The organism is Pedobacter foliorum, from assembly GCF_013266735.1.
GTDB lineage: Bacteria > Bacteroidota > Bacteroidia > Sphingobacteriales > Sphingobacteriaceae > Pedobacter > Pedobacter foliorum.
On record NZ_JABSNU010000013.1, the window covers coordinates 46088 to 67348 of the forward strand.

Annotated in this window: 19 protein-coding genes; 11 read left to right on the forward strand and 8 right to left on the reverse strand. The window is 42.0% G+C overall.

All coding sequences use genetic code 11. The annotated features are described in order from the left end of the window. Positions 1-114: 114 nt before the first annotated feature. Complete coding sequence (locus HQN83_RS20480) at positions 115-1215, reverse strand: sensor histidine kinase (protein ID WP_173092873.1); 1101 nt, start codon at positions 1213-1215, stop codon at positions 115-117. A gap of 64 nt (positions 1216-1279) precedes the next feature. Here HQN83_RS20480 and HQN83_RS20485 point away from each other — a divergent pair, with 64 nt between their 5' ends. Next, the gene (locus HQN83_RS20485; protein ID WP_173092875.1) at positions 1280-1441 is read left to right on the forward strand and encodes a hypothetical protein; all 162 of its coding nucleotides are present in this window, start codon (positions 1280-1282) and stop codon (positions 1439-1441) included. Positions 1442-1450: 9 nt separating this feature from the next. On the opposite strand, the gene HQN83_RS20490 is transcribed toward HQN83_RS20485, so the two are convergent. Both HQN83_RS20490 and HQN83_RS20495 read right to left on the reverse strand, forming a co-directional pair. Continuing rightward, positions 1451-2185, reverse strand: coding sequence for a LytR/AlgR family response regulator transcription factor (locus tag HQN83_RS20490; RefSeq protein ID WP_173092877.1), 735 nt, complete (start codon positions 2183-2185; stop codon positions 1451-1453). 216 nt (positions 2186-2401) lie between these two features. Continuing rightward, positions 2402-5197: a lantibiotic dehydratase gene (locus HQN83_RS20495; protein WP_173092879.1), complete on the reverse strand. Its 2796-nt coding sequence runs from the start codon at positions 5195-5197 to the stop codon at positions 2402-2404. A 345-nt stretch (positions 5198-5542) separates the two neighbouring features. On the opposite strand from HQN83_RS20495, the gene HQN83_RS20500 reads away from it, so the two are divergent. From HQN83_RS20500 to HQN83_RS20525, 6 genes are all read left to right on the forward strand, one after another. After that, positions 5543-6109, forward strand: a complete 567-nt coding sequence (locus HQN83_RS20500; RefSeq protein ID WP_173092881.1) for a GNAT family N-acetyltransferase — start codon at positions 5543-5545, stop codon at positions 6107-6109. 44 nt (positions 6110-6153) lie between these two features. Further along, entirely contained in the window at positions 6154-7128 is a 975-nt protein-coding gene (locus HQN83_RS20505; protein WP_173092883.1) for a helix-turn-helix domain-containing protein, read from the forward strand. Continuing rightward, a complete protein-coding gene (locus HQN83_RS20510) occupies positions 7125-7718 on the forward strand; it encodes a cyclic nucleotide-binding domain-containing protein (protein WP_173092885.1) in 594 nt (197 codons plus the stop codon). Before HQN83_RS20505 ends, HQN83_RS20510 begins: the two co-directional genes overlap by 4 nt. Before the next feature lie 147 nt (positions 7719-7865). Further along, complete coding sequence (locus HQN83_RS20515) at positions 7866-8321, forward strand: MauE/DoxX family redox-associated membrane protein (protein ID WP_173092887.1); 456 nt, start codon at positions 7866-7868, stop codon at positions 8319-8321. Between the two features lie 91 nt (positions 8322-8412). Beyond that, positions 8413-8646 carry a hypothetical protein gene (locus tag HQN83_RS20520; protein WP_173092889.1) on the forward strand — a complete coding sequence of 78 codons (234 nt, stop codon included), beginning with the start codon at positions 8413-8415 and terminating at the stop codon, positions 8644-8646. 55 nt (positions 8647-8701) lie between these two features. Further along, positions 8702-9751 (forward strand): hypothetical protein, encoded by a 1050-nt coding sequence (locus HQN83_RS20525; RefSeq protein ID WP_173092891.1) that lies wholly within the window; start codon positions 8702-8704, stop codon positions 9749-9751. Positions 9752-9762: 11 nt separating this feature from the next. Here HQN83_RS20525 and HQN83_RS20530 read toward each other — a convergent pair whose 3' ends face one another. The 3 genes from HQN83_RS20530 to HQN83_RS20540 are packed head-to-tail and all read right to left on the reverse strand — an operon-like array spanning position 9763 to position 15733. Beyond that, complete coding sequence (locus HQN83_RS20530; RefSeq protein ID WP_173092893.1) at positions 9763-11280, reverse strand: TlpA family protein disulfide reductase; 1518 nt, start codon at positions 11278-11280, stop codon at positions 9763-9765. A 57-nt stretch (positions 11281-11337) separates the two neighbouring features. Beyond that, the gene (locus HQN83_RS20535; RefSeq protein WP_173092895.1) at positions 11338-12711 is read right to left on the reverse strand and encodes a RagB/SusD family nutrient uptake outer membrane protein; all 1374 of its coding nucleotides are present in this window, start codon (positions 12709-12711) and stop codon (positions 11338-11340) included. A 10-nt stretch (positions 12712-12721) separates the two neighbouring features. After that, a complete protein-coding gene (locus HQN83_RS20540) occupies positions 12722-15733 on the reverse strand; it encodes a SusC/RagA family TonB-linked outer membrane protein (RefSeq protein ID WP_173092897.1) in 3012 nt (1003 codons plus the stop codon). Between the two features lie 565 nt (positions 15734-16298). On the opposite strand from HQN83_RS20540, the gene HQN83_RS20545 reads away from it, so the two are divergent. Next, positions 16299-16856 carry a helix-turn-helix domain-containing protein gene (locus HQN83_RS20545; protein WP_173092898.1) on the forward strand — a complete coding sequence of 186 codons (558 nt, stop codon included), beginning with the start codon at positions 16299-16301 and terminating at the stop codon, positions 16854-16856. Positions 16857-16984: 128 nt separating this feature from the next. Here the strand turns inward: HQN83_RS20545 and HQN83_RS25540 are convergent, their stop codons facing one another. Beyond that, on the reverse strand, positions 16985-17158 hold the full coding sequence (locus tag HQN83_RS25540; RefSeq protein WP_173093023.1) for a YdeI/OmpD-associated family protein: 174 nt from the start codon (positions 17156-17158) through the stop codon (positions 16985-16987). Between the two features lie 309 nt (positions 17159-17467). Between HQN83_RS25540 and HQN83_RS20555 the strand changes: the two genes are divergently transcribed. Continuing rightward, entirely contained in the window at positions 17468-18421 is a 954-nt protein-coding gene (locus tag HQN83_RS20555; RefSeq protein ID WP_173092899.1) for an RteC domain-containing protein, read from the forward strand. A gap of 108 nt (positions 18422-18529) precedes the next feature. Here the strand turns inward: HQN83_RS20555 and HQN83_RS20560 are convergent, their stop codons facing one another. Then, complete coding sequence (locus HQN83_RS20560) at positions 18530-19159, reverse strand: hypothetical protein (RefSeq protein WP_173092900.1); 630 nt, start codon at positions 19157-19159, stop codon at positions 18530-18532. A 544-nt stretch (positions 19160-19703) separates the two neighbouring features. On the opposite strand from HQN83_RS20560, the gene HQN83_RS20565 reads away from it, so the two are divergent. Beyond that, positions 19704-20096 (forward strand): plasmid mobilization protein, encoded by a 393-nt coding sequence (locus tag HQN83_RS20565; protein ID WP_173092901.1) that lies wholly within the window; start codon positions 19704-19706, stop codon positions 20094-20096. Further along, complete coding sequence (locus HQN83_RS20570; RefSeq protein ID WP_173092902.1) at positions 20081-21259, forward strand: relaxase/mobilization nuclease domain-containing protein; 1179 nt, start codon at positions 20081-20083, stop codon at positions 21257-21259. The genes HQN83_RS20565 and HQN83_RS20570 overlap by 16 nt, the downstream gene beginning before the upstream one ends. The last annotated feature ends 2 nt before the right edge of the window (positions 21260-21261 follow it).

The window sequence follows — 21261 nt, forward strand, 5'->3', positions numbered from 1 at the left end:
TGGCCCGCATAGTTGTTTTAATTGAGCATTGGATAAAAGTATATTGACAACAGTATCTTATCGCGATGATAAATAACATCAGGTTCGCTAGTAAAACAATTAACTGAATTGGGGCTATTCAGATAGCCGCAAATCGATAACAACAAGAAAATGATTACGATCTGTGATCTCATATTTAATGCTTGCGGCCTCAGAGAAAGTATAAGCTAGTCTTTGACGAATATTATCCAGTCCCGAATGAAAACCTTCATTGGGTTGTTTAGCAGCAATGAGGTTGTCGGTAACCATCCGGAATAGACCATCTTCTAAAGTAATCGATATGTTTGTAGGATGATCGTGTTTGGTTAAATCGCCATGCTTAAAGACGTTCTCTGTTAAGGTCAGCAACACCAAGGGTAGAAAAGAAAAATTTTCGATGTCTCCCGCTACTTCAAAATCAATGTAATTTGGTTCGCGTTGCCGGATTTGCCAAAGATTGATTAGGTTGCGTGTTTGCTTAATTTCCTCTTTCAAAGGCTTTAAACCTGATTCTTGATCCTGTTCAATGGCAAACCTCATGATTTCAGAAAGCAGCAGAACGGCACCTGCTACGATTGTATTGTTTTTACGAACCTGGTTAAAAATGAAATTGAGGGTGTTAAATAAAAGGTGGGGATTAACCTGCGCCCGCAGGTAAGCATTTTTAGTCCGAGCCAGTTCTATTGTCATCTCATTTTCTACGATGATTCGCTCCAAAGCCTGATTTTCCAGCATTGCAGTAGTCTTTAACTGTTTAAAGTAATTGCTCAGATAATAATATCCCCAAGAGAAACCGAGGAATTCCAGCGCTCTCCATATACTGCCGTAAAGGAAATGCCGATTAATAGGAACATTATTTATAGAGGTGCCAGACGCAAAACTTGCCAGCAACAGATCTATTACATAACTAATCGCCAGGTAGAGCAAAACCTCCAATGCAATTAGTAAAGGGGTAAGCCACAATCTGCGGATTGGTTTCTTCAATGCTTTAGGGAGCACCACTTGTGCATTAACATAGAACAGACCTATGTTTATTGCGTAGTGTAGTAAATAGCTGAGGAAATCTCCGTAAATGCCGGTGGCTAATGATATCATTAATGATTCGAGTACGATAAAAATACCCCAGACTAAAAAGTGAAAACGATTCCGATTCATCCAAGCACAGACATGTTCGGTTAATGTATTTATTCTTTTCATGTAAGTCATTATGAGGTTCATGTAAAAAAAACCTAATTGGTTTTCAATTGAATTAATTTCCAAGATGAAAAAGATCAGAAGCATTAAAATTGTCCGGAAAACAGTATTCGTTTTCAGGCAGGATCAGCAGGCAGACTGGCCTGATGGGGATCCGACATTGTCAAGCTTAACGATTACCTCTGGTGGTACAAGGCTAGTAAGTAAGCGTCGTTCAGACTTACAATGAATGGTTGATTTAAAGACGCTTGGAGACGAGCGTCTTTTGTTCAAGATAACTCCTGAAGCTGTTCTTGTACTGACTGCTCATGGGTACCTGGTATTTACCCAGGTCTATAATATTGCCAATTACGCGTTCGACATAATCTTCATTGATAATATAAGATTTATGAACACGGTAGAACCTGCTGTCATCACCCAATTCATCTGCCATTTCAGAAAGCGTCATGTAAGTGGTGTGGTTTTTGTCTTGCAGTAGTAGCTGTACATAGTTGCCAGCTGCCTGGATATATAGAATGTCGGACTTTAGTACTTTGGTTACTTTACCGCGCTCACCGGTACGGACGTATATAGCGTCATCGCTGACATCAGAGCTATCTGGCTTAATGTAGTTTAAGGAAATTACATCAGAAACAACTGAAGCAAACTTGCCAAAGTCAATTGGTTTCAGCAGGTAATACTTAACCATTAAATCATAAGATTTTACTGCATATTCAGCATGTGCGGTGGTAAAAACAATAGTTCCTTCTCGTTCTTTTAGACGCTCAGCTATTTGGATACCTGAAATACCGGGCATGTCTATATCCAAAAAAAACAGATCAGCCTGATCTGCGATAACATTTGCTAAGGCAATAGCTGGATTGGTATACATCTGAACTAATTTTAAACCAGGAAATTCCGCTATGTAGTCTCGCAGCACCTCGATCGCATCTGGATCATCGTCAATAATGACACAATTTAATATATTTTTCATAATCATAGGTTTGATTATCTGCAATTTATAAAAAAATCATCTGAAAAACGGATGGTAGTAAAGGGGGGATTCCACTGTCAATAAATAGAATAGGGGTAACGCTGGGTTCTGAATTTTTTATTCACGCTGTATAAGCTCAGTTTTTTTTGTCTAAAGTGATGGCTACTAAGTGCTTTTTTTGCACTAAACCTGTTCACTCTTTTTTGTAGTTAAAACTTAGATAGTCCTTTTTTTTAACATCCTAAAAAATAGGTGGTAAATCTGGAATTCATGGCTGCGCTGCTGGGTTGAAAATAATCTGTTCATATGCATGTGCAGCAAATCTGAAAATAATTTATCTCTTTTTTCATCTTCACAGAACTTTAAGGTACTCACCAATGACTGGCAATAAGAATTAATGAAGTCTTCACGCCGGGGGTAAGACGTATCTGGATTGGTCTGCTCGAATTTTCGGATCATCTCGTTTAACCGTTTAAAGCCTTCCGGAGCTACTTTAAATTCTAGAATAAAAGAATCACGGATTGACTGAATTAATGTGCTCAACTTTTCAATACTAAAAAGCCCTGAGTTTATTATTCTGTTAAAGATGTGCTCGCAAAGCCGGTACTTTTCAAAAGTATCTATTGGTAAGGAAAGCAGAAATAGAACTGACTCGCTATCAATACAGAAGTGATTTTCCACCCGATCTATTAGGATAGCACTATAACGCTGAATCTCCCGTTTGTAAGTACTTATCCTCCAATCAGGGACTATTCCTGATTGGAGATATGGGTTCAGTAATGCAGAAAGACGAGCAGTCAGCTGCATTCCAGAGTTAACATCCTTCAAACATATGCGTAGGCGAAGATGATGGCCATTGTCGTCATATCGGATAAAAAACCATTTCTCGATAACAAGGCGAAACTCAGTAAGGACTGGATTGATAACCTCTAACAGTAATTCATCAGCCCTGGTATGGTGACAATAGATCTGGAAATAGTACCATTTGCTTCCGGGAGGAAATAAGGCTACTGGTTGTGATTCAAGCTCAGCGGCTGAGACCAAGCCCATTCCATCATAAATTTTTTGTTGATGTGTTATAGACAAAACCATCTGGGCGGAATAGGAATGACCCGAGGCGTCCTGAGCAAAGCCAGTCACCGAAGATTCGCTCAAATAAAACCGTTTATGTTTTTTAAGGTATTTGTGAAAAGCCATCATGTCCTCGTCTCTATGCTGATCAAAACATAGGCTCTGATCGGTGTCCCCAACTCTAAATATTTGGGAAACACCGGCCGTGGTAAGGTAATTTTTTAGGGAACAGATAATAGCTCCTTTCTCCAAATGAAGGTGCTTGATCTCAACTAGCCAGGAGGCTGGAGAAACAATAATATTTTTAAACGTCAGCCTGGGATAGTAAGACAAGCCCGGGAAAAGGTCTCTCAAATTCAAATTGAGATCCGTCTGTATACCCTGGTGCTGCAAGTCACACAATAACCTAAAAATGGCGAGCTGAGAACGGCTGTAATTGTATGCGCTAGACACCCTTGGTATCAATCGCTTGTTCAGTTTACGAGAGTACAATAACAGCTCGTTTCCCTGAATAGAAAGCAGGATGTCATCAAGGGTCAAGGGGTCTGCTGACGTGTCATAATTCAATAAGTTCAGCTGGAAGTCATAGATTGAAGCCCGCCGGTTAATGTTGTCGACTTTAGTTTCCCCAGTATAGCCAATATCGAAGAACAGCACCTCTGGATTGGCATTTTGCTCAAGATCTGCAATCTCACGGCAAAAGCCAGTATAGGATTTCCCACACATAGAAAATCTTCCCAAAACAGCATTTGTCGTACAACCTGCAATAGATTCGATATGGACAAATTCATTTACAAAAGAAGCTATTATAGTTATGGAGTTCGGAAGGAGAGACGCTTTAGAGTTATTTTCCATAATCAAGTCCTCCAGCTTTAAGGCCGAAGGCCAAAGCGCTGTGCTGCCACCAAGGAAGTTCAGTAAATGAGTTTTTAACTTTTGTAAATCATTCGATCGGGAAGTGCGTGTGCTAAACGACGAGAAAAGGACGTCCTCAGCGCCATTTGTTTTCTCCAGGCGATCATATCCCACGCCAATTTCTGGATCTAGTGCCCGCATAACCGGTACGAAATCTTCTCCGAACTTTCTTGCGAACTGGGAAGTAAACTTTTCAAGTGCTGGTATCTCAGTAGACTTGCCCAAACTATTCAACCTGCTAATCAGTTCAGGGAGATGGCTGAAGTGCGAAAGAGTTGAACCACTATCAATAACCTTCCGTTCTGCAATAACATATTCCTTATTTGTGGGAATAGGATTGGTATTCAGTCGTTTGAAGTAATCTTCTCCAATAATATTTGTTTGTCTATTGGTTAATAGTAGTTGAACCTCCACTAAATCCATGAGCCGCATCTCCACCAATTCTTTGCACATTTTGTCTGCCAATACATCGATTAGCTTCCGGTAGGAAATCGGAGTTTGGCAGAGCTTTATAATGTCCAAAATCGCAGGATCCGATTCAATTTCTGATAGCTGGTAAATGTCGTTAAAGCGGCTCAAATACCTAATGGAGCTTTGAAAAACATAGTAACTGCTATTGGCGAAAAAAAATAAATCTTCAATTGGGGACGTAAAAGGGATGGTCATATCAGCAAGAGACCAGTCCCTGAAATGGTGTAAATGCTGCTTTGAAGCCACCTTTGTGGTAGTATTGTGATTGCGTACCAAATCTAAAATACCAACGCCCGCAAAGCTGCCGAAAGGTGTAGCTCGGTATCTAGCCCTGTTGAAATATTTCCATACGGTATATTGCACTTGCTCGGAGGCCAATTGAAGTCCAGCATAATCTATATTTTTAATCAAACTGTAAAATCCAGGAGCAGCATGTGAAATAGAAACTTTAAGATCCTCCCAGCAACTGTTCAACTCCGCGTCCACTGAAAATTGCGGTGTCCTTAGCAATGCCTTTGGGTGAAGCTTCAGTACCTGGATTTTTTTTCTTTTCACAATGGAAAGCTAAAACCGTAATTCTAGACAGGTAAATTTTTTACACCAAGTGGACGGGAAGTTACATGTTTATAGGATTGACCACCAGTAATACTAAAATCACTAAGAAATGCAAGGGCGTAGGGAATGATAAATCTCTAAGTAAGTCAGACTGCATTTCATCACGGTAAGCTACTTATCTACGTAAAAAATAGAGCAGAATGATTGAGCTTTCTGAAATTAATTATAAATTCCTGCTGTTAATATGAAAAATATCAAGCGCATTCCTCGCACATAAAAATAACATGTTATCTGCGGACAGCCAATACCAAAAGCAGTTTGATTTTTGATCCCTAAGAATAAACAATGGCAACATTCAGAAGCAAAGCACATTTCATCGATATCCTGACGGCAGCTTTTCAGGATAACCAAAGTGTCAACTACATCGTTCAACAAGATAATAATCGTATGATTAAAATCAGGCGATTAATGGAGTATTCCTATAGTATATGTGAAAGGTTCGGGAAAGTGGTAACCACTGAAGATGGTCATTGTTGTGCCCTTATCCTGTTTCCCGATCAAAAGAAATTTTCTTTTGGCACTTTGGTACTTGACCTTCGCCTGATTCTCGGGGTGACTGGTATGCAAAATCTGTTTAAAGTCCTGAAAAGGGAAAGGCTGATCAATCAGCAACATCAGCAGAAATCTATTTATTACCTCTGGTTTATTGCCGTTGATCCCAAACATCAGCAGGAAGGTAGAGGCTCTGACCTGTTAAAGACACTCATTGCGGATGCTAGCAACATGCAGCGTCCCTTTTACCTGGAAACCTCGACCTTAAAAAATATCCCCTGGTATGAAAAAAACGGCTTCCAGGTTTTTCATGAGCTGGATATCGGCTATCGTCTGCTTTTTTTACGGCACATTCCTTAAAATAGCTGAACAAATCTTTCTAATCATTGCCTAAACATCTCCCTATGTTAGTCTTTAATTCTGAAATGCATGTAACTACGCTTTTATTTATCCTGCTTGAGCTGATGATGCTGGCGGTACAGTTCTACCACTATCGTTTGGCCCCTCATGATAAACCGCGACTTTGGTACCTCATTTTACTTGGTCTGCTTATTTTTTATAATATCACTGGGGGGCTTTTCCCTGATCCGGATATTCCTTTCAGTCTAAGCCTGCAGAATACTGTTGCTTATGGCGCCGGTTTTCTAATCGCAGCTTATTTTCCGTATTACTTTTACAAAAGTTTTAACCTCCGATACTTGCGCTTTCAGGCACTTTATGGAACTACGGTCTTCTTGCTGGGACCATACTTTGTTTTTTTTGTGCTGATCTATTCCTTTAATGAGAATTTGGATTTTGCGATAAATTATGGACTCATCATTCCTTTTATTTATTCTTTGTATTTATTGTGGGCCATATTGGATGCGATCAAAAGGGAATTCAAAGTAAAAAAAGAAGCAGATGGTATTTCTGGTAAAATGGAAATACTTAGCGTTTACTTCGCCGTTTTCCCATGGGTTTGCTTGTCTGTGTTTGCTTACTTTAATATCAGTCAATGGATTGAGGTTTTGGTAACCAATGCCGGATTTATCCTGGTTACGGCATTATCGTTGAAACGATCGATTGACCGGGACCGCATTCAATATGAAAGGCAACTTAACCATCGGGATATTCAAATTAGTAATTTCAGTAAAAAATGTACTGACTATCAGCTCAGTGTCCGTGAACAGGAAATCGCAAGGCTGGTGTGCCAGGGACTCACTTATAAGGAAATGGGGCGAATTCTGTTCATTTCTAAGAAAACGGTGGATGCCCATATCCGCAAGATCTTCCAGAAAACCAGTTCCAGAAATAAGATTGAATTGGTGCGGTTGTTAGGGCTGACATCTGCCTGGCAGGAAGCGATTGGATTTGAAAACCATTTAAAGTACAATCCATGAAGCCTATTTCTGACGAAGCATTTGAACTGTTAATCGATAAAATGGAAAAGATACAGCCGCTAAGCACAAGATTCAAGCGGCTAGTCAAACCTATATTATTTGAAACAGAATACAAAAGAGGAAGCAGAATACTCAACTTCAATGAGGTTCAGCAATTGATCTGGTTTACGATAGGTGGCATCGCTCGCGAGATTAGGGTGAATGCAATTAGCTACAGCGAAAGTACCGCCTGGTTCTGGAAGGAGCGAAGTTTTTTGTATACTAGTCCTGGCTTTTTCAGCCAGGAGCCCTCTCATAGCACAATCGAGGTGATAAAGGATTGCAGGGCGGTGCTTATGAGCTACCAGAACTTGTCGGATTTAAAAACGACGTTTAAAGAAACTGAAACGATAACCGAAAAGATCAGGGCGGATAATGAAATGATGCGACTAGTACATGGTGACAACATCCGGAACCTTAACACCAGGGAAAGGTACCTGGAAGAACGGGAAGCGCTGAATGAAATATTTCCACATGCAAAGCTGCAATATATTGCTGAATATATGGGCATGTCGGTGGACAGGTTAGGGAAATTACGAAAGGAGAATTAGCTTATCTACAAAGAAATGGTAATCCGGCCCGAAAGAAATTCTTTTTTTAACTGCAATTTATCCATTAAATAACTGCTTTTTTAGAAGCCAAAACCGGGTGATTTTAGCACATGAATAGTCAATTTAGGATTAATCAAATCATCTCTTATGAAATCCACGACTCGAAGTCATCCATCCCTGGGGCTAGCCAGAATTCGGCAAAGCCTAATAGATGTCATCTGCTATTGCTTTATCCTGTTGTTTCTGTATGCTGCTGCTGCCAAACTGCTGGATTATCGGAAATTTGAGTTGCAGATTTCAAAATCGCCGATACTTACGGACTTTGCCGGGGTACTGGCCTGGCTGGTTCCGGTAGCTGAAATTCTTATTGCCATCCTACTCCTGATTTCGAAAACCACCTCCTTGGGATTGTTTGCCGCTCTCGGATTGATGAGCCTGTTTACTGCTTACATCATCGCGATCCTCAATTTTAGTGAAAATATTCCATGCAGCTGTGGGGGGGTGCTCGCGCATATGAGCTGGAAGCAACATCTGGTCTTTAATGTGGCTTTTGTCGCTTTGGCGGTCACAGGCATTTTGATGCAGCCAAAACCTAAAAAATAGAAAAATCGCCTTTAAACATATTCTATGCGCATGAATCAGGAGAGGCCGAACACCTGTAACCTAGTAGGCAATTAACAAAACAATAAATAAAATGAAAAGATTATTTTTTGCCACTTTATTAGCAACAGTTGCTATAGGCGGAGCATTGACCACTAATGCAACAACTTTTTATGGTCCAAATCCAAACAATACCCCTTACAGTTGTAACGGAGCTGTGACGCTATGTAGTACCGCAATTCCTCAGCAATTTGTATGGACACAGCCTGGAGAATCAGGCACTAAGATTAGGGTTACTAATCTGCCAGTATCAGAGAAGTTTAATTAATAGTACCAATCTCCGCTTGGGCAATGGCCTGAGTGGAGATTTTAATTTTACCCCAATGAAAAAGATTGGTATTATTCTGTTCATCATCTCTTTTTGTATCATGATGTTGATCTTATTCTTTCAACGAAGCCAACAAAATACAAGAAATGCCTTCAACAGAAAACTCATTGCTCAGAAATTCAGGTTATCACGAGTGTTCCAGTTCCCCGATCCTGGCTTTGGCTTTGCATGGAAACCTGACAGTATGATCTATCTGAAAGATTACAACAATGCGACGATGCAATATGTCATAGATCCGGTAAGAGGACATGTCAGAAAAATTAAGTTAGTAGTGCCTATCAAGTTCAACAAGCAGGGCGGGAATGTGAATTTTGACCGATGGGATACGACAGTTCATATGACCAATGGGATTGGTGAAATCGCTGCGATGTCCTCTTCCCGAAACCAGTTTTGGAAGTTATCCGGAAAGAGTTTTGATGAGCCCAGGTCATTTTCCGGCAATACACTGGTGGTAAGGTCATTTGTGAAAAATAAGTTGGAAAATCGTCTTGAACTGTTGAAGATCTCCCTTGCTCAGCAGGCATCGCCTGGTCAGTATTACGACTTGCCGCCACAAGTGGATGGCATTTTTTGTGCTGATGGCTGGCTCCATTATGATGCAAAAGCCGCCAGACTGTACTATATGTATTTTTACCGCGGCACTTTTTTGTGTCTGGATACAAACTTGAATTTACGTTATAAAGCCAAGACCATTGATACGGTGCAGTGGGCAAAAATTAGGGTTAACATGTATAACCAGCGGCTTAAGAATGGAGGGGCTATATTGCGAAAATCTCCGGCCGGATTGCCTACAATGGTCAACAAATATTTTACTGTCAGTGGAAACCGTGTTTATATCCAATCCGGACTAAAAGCTGATAATGAAAGTGCTTCCAGTCGACGCAAACAGGAATCAATCGATGTTTATGAAGGGAACAGTGGCAGGTACATTTATAGTTTCTACCTGCCAAAGTATCAAGGGCTAAATGTGCGTCAGTTTGAGGTTACTGACCATAACCTCATTGCCATTTATGATAAATTTTTGGTGATATATCGTATGGGCTAATATTGCCTGGTCTATCTTTCTGAAATGGCTTTATTGATAAGCCGAAGCAGCTCTTTTGGTGTGAAATAACCGGTTAGTTTAGCAACGATTTGATGTTGCTTATCTACGAGCAATACAAAGGGAGCTGCATTTACCTCATAATATTTTGAGAGGGAATGGCCTAGCAAACCAGTTCCTGCTCCCGTGAACACATTCAGATATGCTTTTGAGGTGTAGGTTCCGGTGTTCAGGCTTTCTATCCATCTTTTTCTGTCCTTGTCTGTGTTGACACTTAAAAATTTGAATTCTTTCTGGTCCTTTAAAGCTGGCCAGACCTGTGATTCAAATAGATGATGGAACTGTGCGCAGCCACCACAGCCGGTCCCCCACATATCAATGATAAATACTTTACCTTTTAATGCCGAGGTATTAAAAACATTGCCCTGGAGATCGGTGAAGTCAGTATCATAAAATGGCCTCCCTTTCGCCAGTTTAGTTTTTTTGGACATGATTTCTTTTCCCTGCTTAGAGGTTAGGAATGGACTGGCATCGATGACCAGAGAGTCGTAAGTTATGGGGTCATAACGGGAGATGTATTGTAATGATTTTCCATCCATAAGAAACTGGCTCAGCAGCCTTTCCTTGATTTCAGGTTGGCCTGTATGATGTTTCAACAGCTCATAAAATGTCCGAAGGTCCGCACCTTTGCCGGAGCCCTTCAGCAATGCTTCGGTTTTATAGTGCCTCAGCAGCCCACTGAAATGCTCCGGGCTTAAGAGGCTTTGCGTATCCTGCTCTTGTTCGGTATCAAAGAAGGTTTGGTTAAAAGCTGCCTTAAGGATCTGCTGCACCTCAGGTCCCTTTTTATGATAAGCTACTCTGTAACCGTCACTGATGTAGTCGCCCCATTCGGTATCGTACCGGGCAAACTGGTAATCGATCAATTTTCGCATTGAAGGGCTGATTTGCACCTCAGAGCTGTCGATAAGTTGTTGTTTTTTCTGCATGTTTGTTTTTAACAAGCTGGCCAGCTTATCCAGCTTTTGCTGAACCTCTGTTGGGGTATCCGATTCTTTGAGTTCAGTGTATAGGCTAGTGAAATTATCTTTTACTCTTTGCAATGCTGCAATGAGGTTGTATTTAGCAGCACCCTTTCCGGTGAATAATAAATTATCGTCTCCGGCGGTTTCTGTGAGGGCTATATGAATGTCGTCCCCAGGTTCGGCATACCAGGAAAGCGAAAACCATCCCAAGGTCTCGACGCGGTCTGCCTGAAGAACTTTGATCACAAAAAACAGGGGCTTATCTAATGCAGGAATACGGAAACTAAAAGTTCCGTCATTGTTGACTTTGGCCTTGTAATCAACCGAAGAATCCCAAAAATTCGCGTTGGGATAGGTCCAGACCAATACACTGTCAGGTTGCTTTTTTTTACTGTACTTAAATGTACCTGAAAAGATAGCGTCTTTCTGAATGTGTTGTGCGTTTAACTTTGCAGTAAATAGTAAGAATAGGCCCGTTATCAGGCTCATGTAATGTATGGTTTTCATGAAATGAATTTTATTAAGCAGCGCACTTTGAGGCGCTGTTTAGGTGTACATGTAGGTTTAATACCCTTCGTTTTGATTGATTTGATGATTTCTGCTGATTTCATCCGTTGGAATCGGGTAAAGGATGTCAGTGGACTTCCAACCAGCCTTTAAAGGGGAAAGTATGGCCGTGCTCAGCCCGCTCCGTTTCAAGTCAAACCAGCGGTGACCCCATTCTGCAAAAAGTTCTGTCTGGCGTTCATGCTGAATGGCGGTTAACAACTGGATTTGATTGATATCAGAATGAGTGTTTTTGATAGGCAGAAGCCCGGCCCTGTGTCTGATCTGGTCCAGATCGGTCGCGCTTTCGGTCAGTTTGTTTTGCCTCGCCCTGGCTTCGGCCCGAATCAGGTATTGTTCGGCCAGACGGAAGACTACAGAATACTCCGAGATGGTTGTAGAGGATTTTACTTTGTATTTGTAAGGGAAATCATAACTTCCGGTTTGATCTGTATAATTTCCGACCCAGGCAGTTTTTCGTTTGTCATCTGGCTCAAAAGCAGTACTGGCAAAGCTTGTTCTTAAGGATACATAATCGGGAGTACCCTGGAGAATAAACAAATTGCCCTCCTGGCTGTTGGTGTTTGCGGAGGGAAAAATGGACCAAATGATTTCTTTGCTGTTTTTAATAAAAACCTCGTCAAGACCGACCAGGTCGTATATGTTGGATTTGCTGATGACCAATGAAGCATATTTCTCCGCATTCTGCCAGTCTTTCATATACAGGTAAGTTCTGGCCAGTAGGGCCTCAGCTGCTGCACGGTTCGGCCGGACGCGTTCCCCGCTTACATAGGTATCGGTCAGGAGACGTTCTGCTGTTTCCAGATCAGCAATAATCTGCTGATAGACCGCTGCCTCTGGTGCGCGGGGATTATTTCGGCTTTCACGATAGTCTGAATTCAGCTGGAGTGGCACGGGTCCAAAAAGATTGACCAGGTAGAAATAACAAAATGCCCGTACAAAATGTGCTTCTCCTTCCAGTTGTGAGCGGACTGTGGCACTAATGCCTTTAGAAGCACTCAGCCCTTCCAGGATCGCGTTGACGGTATAGATATGGGTATAGGGCAATGCGTAAAGGGAACCGATGCTGGTATTTTGAGGATGGAGTTCGTTTTCGTAAAATTCCACCAGGCTCGAATTGTAGTTTTCAAATTCATCTGATGACAGGCCGCATACAGAGGTGATGCTGGCATTTCCACCAGAGGCATATCCTGAATTTGCCATGCCGCTGTAAATTCCGGTAACAGCTGAGGTTGCGACTTCATCATTTTTAAATATTTGTGCTGCCGATAGGCTGTCTTTTGGCGCATCTATGTCCAGGAACTTTTTACAGGATGATTGAAGGCAAATGATGACCCCGGAAATGAGGTAAATTAGTTTGATATTTTTCATGACCCTAGTGTTAAAAGGTTAGATTTAAACCCACAGAAAATACGCGAAGCGGTGGTAAGCTGAGCATGCTCAGACTCTCCGGGTCCAGTCCCTTGTATTTGCTGAAGGTGAGTACATTCTGTCCTTGTATATTCAGTGATGCTTGTTTGATCCTGACAGCCGAAAGCAGTTTCGCTGGTAAAATATAGGAAACAGAGATATTTTTTAAGCGGATATAGGAAGCGTCCTGAATGGCCATGCCACCTTCATTTTTTGCATCGCTGAAAATGGTGTTGGCACTGTTGGTGGTGCTGAACCTTTGGACTTGGGACTGGTCACCGGGCTGTTGCCATCTATCCAGAACGATGGTGAGCTGATTGCCATACGGGGTTTCTGGTGTCCACCTGCCCGGCGTGAAAGTGGTCGTGCTCATGTAATTGTTGCCGTTTTGCTTCACGAAAGAGAAGAGGAAATCTAAACTGAACTGTTTATATCGCAGGGAGTTCTGGATTCCCCCAAAAAAATACTGGCCGGTAAATTTATAACGATAGCGGTCGACATCGTCTAAGGTACCGTTACCGTCATAATCCTCGATGTCATAAAATCCTGTTTGTGGATTAACCCCATTTACATGATAATTTCTGCGAATGGACAAGGGTTGTCCGATAATGTAATTGTAGGCATCATCGGAACTTTCAAGTCCGGGATAGGCAATGAGCCTGCTCTTGGGGATACTCATGTTGAATGCGGCTGACCAGGTTAAGTTTGTTTTGTTGATCAGCTTAAAATTTGTTCCGATCTCTAGTCCTGAGTTTTCAATAGTGGCCGGGCGGTTGGCAGTGATGGTGGAACTGCCTGTACTCAAAGGCAGGGGATCTCCAATCAGCTGGTTTGATGAGCGGTTTCTGTACCAGGAAACTTCCAGATTGATCTTGTCCTGCCAGAACCCTAGCTGAACGGCTGCTTCCAGTTTCCGGTTGGTCTCCCAGGCAAAGTCGGGGTTCCCGACACGGCCGGTGTTGGGTCTGACAGTTGCTTTTCCCTGGTAACTATTTCCGGAGTACCATAGCTGCAGGTAGCCGTAGTCAGGAATCTGGTCATTACCGGTTATCCCATAGCTTGCTCGCAACTTGCCAAAGGTCAAAAAACGGAGGTTTTCTTTAAACAGCGTTTCTTCGGAAAATATCCAGGCTGCTCCGATGGCTCCGAAATTGGCGAACTGCCGGTCTTGTCCAAACCTGCTTGAGCCGTCGCGCCGTCCGGTCAGGTTCATAAAGTACTTTCCACCCAGACTATAATTCAAACGGGCAAAGATAGCGGTATAGCGGTATTGGGAATAGGTGACCTGGTAGGGCAGGACATTAGCTGCGGATAGGATGTTTTCCATGAGCTCGTCGCTACTGAAACCAGAGGCCTCCAGTGCCTTCATTTCATTTCTGTTTTCCTGGAAAGTCAAACCAACTAATGCTTCCAGGCGCCCGGAGCCAAGTTTTGTGCTGTAATTCAGCTGGGGCTCAGCCTGCCAGGTGTTGTTGCGCGCGTTGGCGAAATAGCTGACCCTGGAAGCTGCGGTTGCGTTGTTGACCGGTGCAAATGAAGCAAGAGGGATTTTGTTTAATTCCTCTCTGATCTGCGTGGTGTAACCAAATGAACCCTTCAGTTCTAGATTTCGCCACAGTTTATAGCTTAGGTTTAGGTTCGCGATCAGGTTGTCTGTTGCCGCTTTGTTCGTGCGCAGCATTAAGGCCATGGGGTTGATGTATACTGTTTTGTTTGCCCAGTTCAAGTTCCCGGAGGCATCATACAGGTCAGGTGCATTAGGGGCAAGCGCCAGGAATTGGGTAAGGTCATTTCTGGGCAGGATGCTGTTGGTACGCGAATAGTTTGTGCTGAAGCTGGCCCGGAAGGGGCTCTCTGGGGAGCCTATGTCCAGGCTGGAATGCATGCCGCCCCGATTAAAGCCAAATGATCCGGGATAGACCGTTCCTTCGCGATAGTAATTTCCACCCAGCAGGTAGCTGATCTTTCCGGAGCTGCCGCTGAGGTTGAGCGCGGCATTGGTCATGGGTGCTGCACCGCCAATCAGTTCTTTTTGCCAGTTGGTATAGCTATCTGCTGCCCAGGTGCCATTCACATCAAAATCTCTTGTGGTGGGTGTTAAACCGTCATTTTTGAAGGCTTCACGGCGCATTCCCAGGTATTGTTCGGTGTTCAGCAGTTCGGCTCGTCGATCTACCGCAGCGGCACCCTGTGAGAAAACCGCATTCAGACGGCTGTCTCCAGTCCGGTTCTTTTTGGTTTTGATGAGTATGACTCCATTGGCACCTCTTGAGCCGTAAATTGCTGTTGCATCGGCGTCTTTTAAAACCTCAATGGTTTCAATGTCATAGGGATTCAATAGGCTCAGTGGGTTTGCCCCGTTATTCCCCAGGATATTGCCTCCGTAGTTAAACGAAATGTTGGTTGAGGGATAAGATACCCCATCGACAATATATAAAGGATCATTGCCACTAGTGATGCTGTTGCGTCCTCTAATTTGAACGGAGAAGCCACCCCCTGGCAATCCTGTTTGTTGTGTGATGGCGACACCCGGAACTCGTCCCTGCAAGGCCTGTAAGGGATTGTTGACGGGCTGTTTTTCTATCGTTTGTGAGCTGATGCGTGAAATGGACCCTGTCCGTTCGCGCTCTTTCACCGTATAGTACCCTGCATTGATCTCGACTTCCTGCAGCTGGCTCCGGAGCTCTCGCATGAAGATTTTGAATTTGTCTTCCCTCCCCATGATATAGTCCATGGACTGAGTTTCATATCCGGTGTAGGAGAAGATGACAGTCCCTTTTTTTGTTTTACTGACCAGGGAAAATTTACCGTTTTGGTCTGTCGTGGCGCTGATGTCGGTATCCATGATTTTAATGGTAACACCCGCTAAAGGTTTTCGGTCTTGTGTATATATGGTTCCTGTGATGGTGTCCTGCTCCTGACTTTGTAATCTAAAAATTAAGCATAGTATGGCCAGGACGATGGTTAGTATCGTTTTTTTCATATCAGTTTTTATGTCGGTTAGTTGAAAGATTGGACTTGGATCAAAGCCAGGCGGTCGTGCGGCTCCCTAATTCCGATTAATTACACTCCCGCCGGCTTTGAAATGACGTAACTATTCCGGAGCTCTGATGATGAGTTTAAAGATGTTGTTGTAAGTAGATTGAATAGTAGTTCTCATATTTATTTTTCGTTAGTTGAAAATTATATGAGTCTCGGGAATGAGGAGGATGCTATATACAGATGCACTATAGCGAGCTCTAAATACCATACTGGCAGGCTTCTGACAGCCGTGGGAACGGAATTACAATAGAGCCCATAACGCTATAGTGCACCCAAAAGTACACAAAATAATGTCATGGGCATTAATCTATTGTCTCTTCCCTTGAATGTCAGAATTTGCCAGTCGAGACTCTTTGTTAATACCTCTCAATTAGAAGTTTTTGATCTTTATTTTTTTATATGATCATGTAATATCAATTGTTAAATGTAAATATAATAATCTGAGCTCTAAAAAACAAATAAATCGTTAATAATGAGGACAGAATTGTGTCTTTTTTTGTTCCGTTATGGAGCAGAAACATCAAATTAGAGCAGAAATAGTAGGAAAACAAATAACATCGTTGCTTGCTCAATCGGGAATCAGCATCGTAGGTTTAGCGCAAGCAATAGAAATGTCTGTTAACCACCTCCGGACCATAAAAAATGGAAAAGCATCTATTTCAAGTAAAACAGCTGGAAAGATTGCTGACTTTTTTGAAGTTGAGTTAGGAGACCTATTTTCCTCTAAAATTCTTAAGCTAAAAAAGTGGAAGGATATTAAAACCATTAGAGCATTTTATAATGCGAATGAGCATAATCCTCAATTTTTCCTTCATAGAAGAGGAGAGAACAGCGTAGCTTTTTTTTTGAATAAAAGCATTCTTCCTTCTGGATTCTTATTTAATGAAAAAGAAGTTAACGAAATTAAATCGTTTATAAAAAATGAATTTAATAAAGATTTTACAAGTAAGGAATTATCTAGACAGCTTAATAGGCTTGTCGATTCAGGTATCTTAACTAGGCAGGATAAAACAGGCAGAAAAAGTATATTCCTTTATAAATTGAAAAGGCTTGCAGATAACTAGATAAAACAATTCTAGTCGCATTTAAAGCAGTCGATCCTTCGTTTTGATTCGAGAATTGTTCAAATACCTTTATTTATTTGTTTTGAACATTTTGGAATTGTTGTTTACCAAATCACTCTGCCTTTTTCCTAGGTAATCCATAGTAAAGCTTGTTCCGTTTTTTTATGCGTAGTGGCTTCTGTTTTGGCGTCAATGATCCAAACCAAGCAATCCTTTTGAAAAAACAGAGATTTGCTTTTGAAAACTTCTTCAGCTTCTGGATATAATACGGGCGCTGTCGCAAAATAATCAGGTACTTCAATTGTGCTAGGGGCTTCTGCTTTTTGTAGCTTTGACTTTTTATGCCTTGTTCATTTTCATCTAGTCTTCTATAATCTCAATACCATGTTGATTAAGTTGCTCAACGTACAACTTCATCGTGTTGCGTTGTCCCGGTGAATGCGAAGCAGGAACCCATGTCCCTGGCTTTTGCACTGGTTGAATGAGATAAATTTTGGGTCAAACGGAAAGGTTAGCTCATTTAAGAGCAATAGGGGTTTCTCCCTATTTTTCAGAATAGGGAGAATTCCCTATTGACGTATTTGCCTTTAAATGTCACATTAGAGGCAATAATGAACTGCCTTGATGGTTTTTCATCTGGTGGTGATTTCTTACTGATTTTTGTTAAACTCATTCTCCCTATGATGAAAAATGAAAACACAAACCCGACTCCAGCCTGGATTTTATTTGAAAAAAAATCTGAATTGGCCTTTTTAAATCTCCAGCAACGCTTGACAGATATGAAAGTCGGCGTTCCACTTGAAACTCTGAATGCTGCTTTGGTTTTAATTCAGAGCGATCTACAGGTATTGGATAATTCATTTGCCGAGTTGGCTGACTTGTCTGATAGTTTCCGGATCGTATTTTTTAAACAGATTCGACCGAAATTTGTAGCCCTTTGGTTATTTTATCTGGAACGTTATCACCTGATTTTGGGTAAGCCGCTCGGCACTAAGGAAGCAATCAGGTCTTTTTATGAATTAGAATTGAGGCAGCTTGATTTTTTTCTGAAACGCTATGGCTTTTATTACAGTTACTTCCGCAGTGGAATGAGTCAAGCAGACCATTTGTATTTTCTGCCGGATTTGAAAACGGTTAGTCTTACACCGGAGTTACCTGTATCGACCGGAATGTCACGGACTGTTTGTGATTACCTTTACGCTAGGTTCATAGCTTGCGAATTGATAACGAAATATGTACTGGCGCAGCTCAATGATTTGGACAAGCCTGATACTCCCCTTGCATTGGTAAATCTACCAAAGAAGAAAAAAATACAGACACAATTTAATCTGTCGGTGGATCAATTGGGAATGGTTGCCCGGGCCGCACTTGATGCTTCTTTGGTCAAAGGTAAATCCTTTCAATCTTTATGTGAGGAGCTGGCTCCCTTGGTGGTGACCAGTTCTGGGCAGACTAGTGTCTCTGCGGGAAGCCTCCGTAGCAACGCCTATACGGGTGAAGACATAGATAAACATATCCTCATTCGCTCACTGGAAAAGATGATCCGCTTGATAAAGGAATATTAACTGCCGTTTTTAGCTTAGCCAATTGGTTTTCGCACAATTTATTCTGGGTCCTGTTTGCGGCCCATTAATGGATTGCTGAATATTGTTGGCATTAAATTAGGAGTTATTCTAATCAGCTTGTTTTTTTCTAGTGGTGGAGATTCTTGGATTTGTTGTGCTTTTTTGTTGATGAACGATTTTTAAGCTGTGATTTTTTAGTTGATATCCATTGATGATCCTACGCGCAACCTCCCGGTAAAATGCTTTGGTTTGAGGCGTTTTTTCCTGTACAATGTTGTTTCTGATCAGCTGCTTGAGGATCTCCTTGATATTTGCGTCGTCTTCAACCCGGAAAGAGCTGCCAAGATAAGGATCCCGGTAAACCAGAACCAGGCAAAGCTTTTCGTCGGAGTTACGGTGTATTAGCTTTTGCTGTGTAATTTCAATCTGCCTTGGATAGGGCTCGCCCTCCCGGGATGGACCGTCATCCAATGCCGACCGTTCAGTAATGGTTATCGGTACTCCGCGCCTGTAATCCTCTACATCCCCTAATTTCAAATGATCTTCATCTGGAAAGGGGAAGCGAAACAGGAAGCCCGTATCTGCTTTGGCATATTGCTCAGGAGGTAGGTTCCCGGGTTCTTGTGTGAGCTGACCTGTTTCTAGTGCCAGGGTGTACTTTGGATAAGAAACATAGTAGAGGGACTCACAGGTGCCTAGTTTGATGATCCTGTTTTTGTGTTTTATGTATTCTCCCATAATTTATGAATTTAGGTAAAGGTTGATCGCTTAAATATTCTTGTCAATGATGGCCTGTTTCTTTTTTATAGTGTCGTGAAGTCGTATTTAGTAGCATATGGATAGCTATTACATTTGTCTCTTTTCCTTTGAGCTAGGGGAATGGGCAAAGGTCAGCGGTTGAGCGCAAAATAACCTATTTAGAATTTAAAGGGCATTGTGGAATGCTGAATTGAAAACTATTTTATCCGGTAATATTTAGCTGTTTTTTCAACTTTATCCGTTTGAGCTCAGTGTTTGTTTCAATTGGTTGATACTTACCTGAAAGGTTAATTTCGATTTGTATGAAGTCAAAGGATCTCCATATCCTCTTTAGAATTTACCCTGGATCGTTTTTTGGTTTCTGTCCGCCTTACCTTTATCCAACAAGCCGGAGTATATGCTGCCTATGAAGGTTTTGCTAGTCAGCTAAAGTCAGCACCTTTTAAGTTAGAAGGGAGCTGTGTGTCGTCTTTTACCCCAGGCTGAGGCCTATTGTTTTTTTACTGGTATTTGAGAATATGGTATGAAAAAGGAGAAAATTAACAGAGATAAATGCTACGCGGTGCGCTTGACTGCTGCTGAGCAGGATCTGCTACTGAAGAACTTTTCGAGCACAACCCATACTAGGTTTAGTGAATATGCACGGTCAATTTTGCTGGGAAAGCCCATGATTGCCGCGGTTAGAAACCAGTCCCTTCAAGATATTTTTGCTGAGCTAGTTGCCTTAAGGCAGGACTTAAACGAGGCAACAATTCACTTTAGTCATGTGGTACAAAAACTACATGCCTTAGCTGATCGTCCGCTACTCCAGGATTGGCTTTTAAACTATGAAATGGATCGGAGAAAAATGTTGAAATCCATTGAGCAAATTAAAGTTTTTATCAATCTAACTGCTGAAAAATGGTTGCACTCATAAAGATGATTAAGTCCATAAGTAGAAGTTTTTATTACAACGAACGTAAGTTGAGCTTAGGGGATGCCAGCTGTCTGATGGTCGAAAATTACCCGCTTCAACTGGCCGAGCTGAATCAGTCGGACCGTTTGCAGATGCTGCAAAAAATGGCGGCATTAAATCCACGTACTAAAGTAAATGGTCTTCACATCTTCTTAAATTTTGATCCCTCAAACCAGCTAAGCTCAGGAGTGTTGAGGGAGATCGCAAAATTTTATATGCAGGGTATTGGTTTTGGTAACCAGCCCTATTTAATGTATCAGCATTTTGATGCTGCGCATCCACACCTTCATATTTTGACGACTAACATAAGGGCAGATGGCAGCCGGATAAATCTATTTATGAAGACGAGCAGTTTCCAATCCCTGGCCAAACAGATACGAATCCGTTATGGCCTGCTTACCGGAGGAGAAGGGAACGAAGTGGCTCCTGCTTCAGGTTCAAAACCGGCCTATGGTGAATCTCAAACTTTCAGAGGGATGGCTAAGGTTTTGAAAGCTGTGCTTGGTGAATATCATTTTACCTCATTTGCGGAGGTAAATGCGATACTAGGTTTGTATAACGTTCAGGCAGAGCGGGGTAAAGAAGGTTCGCAGATGTTTAAAAATCGGGGATTGATTTACCGTTTACTAGACGGAGCTGGTGATGGGGTAGGTGTACCCATTAAAGCCAGTGCACTGCCTTGCAATCCGGGCTTAAATATGCTGGAGGAAAGGTTTAAAATGAATATACCTCTTAAGCTCGGTTTGAAGGATAGGGTCATCAGCGAAATCACACTTGCACTGAACAGAAAAGAGATTTACAACTCAGCCTCGTTCTGCGCTTTGCTGAAAAACAAGGGAATTGATGTGATACTCCGCCGGGATGCAGAGGGTAGATTACAGGAGATAACTTATGTAGATCACCATAGTAAGTGTGTATTCCCCGGAGCAGATCTGGGTCAGCCTTACAGTGCCAATGGCGTATTGAGGGGCTTCGACGCAAATCAAAAAAATATTGGAGCAGATCGTGTTAACGATGTGCTGGAATTTGAAGACAGGCGTGATTTATTGGCTTTAAGCCATTTGCCCGCAGTTGCAGAAACCAAAAGCAAGGAGCGTCGAAGAAAACAAAGAATTCAACATTAATT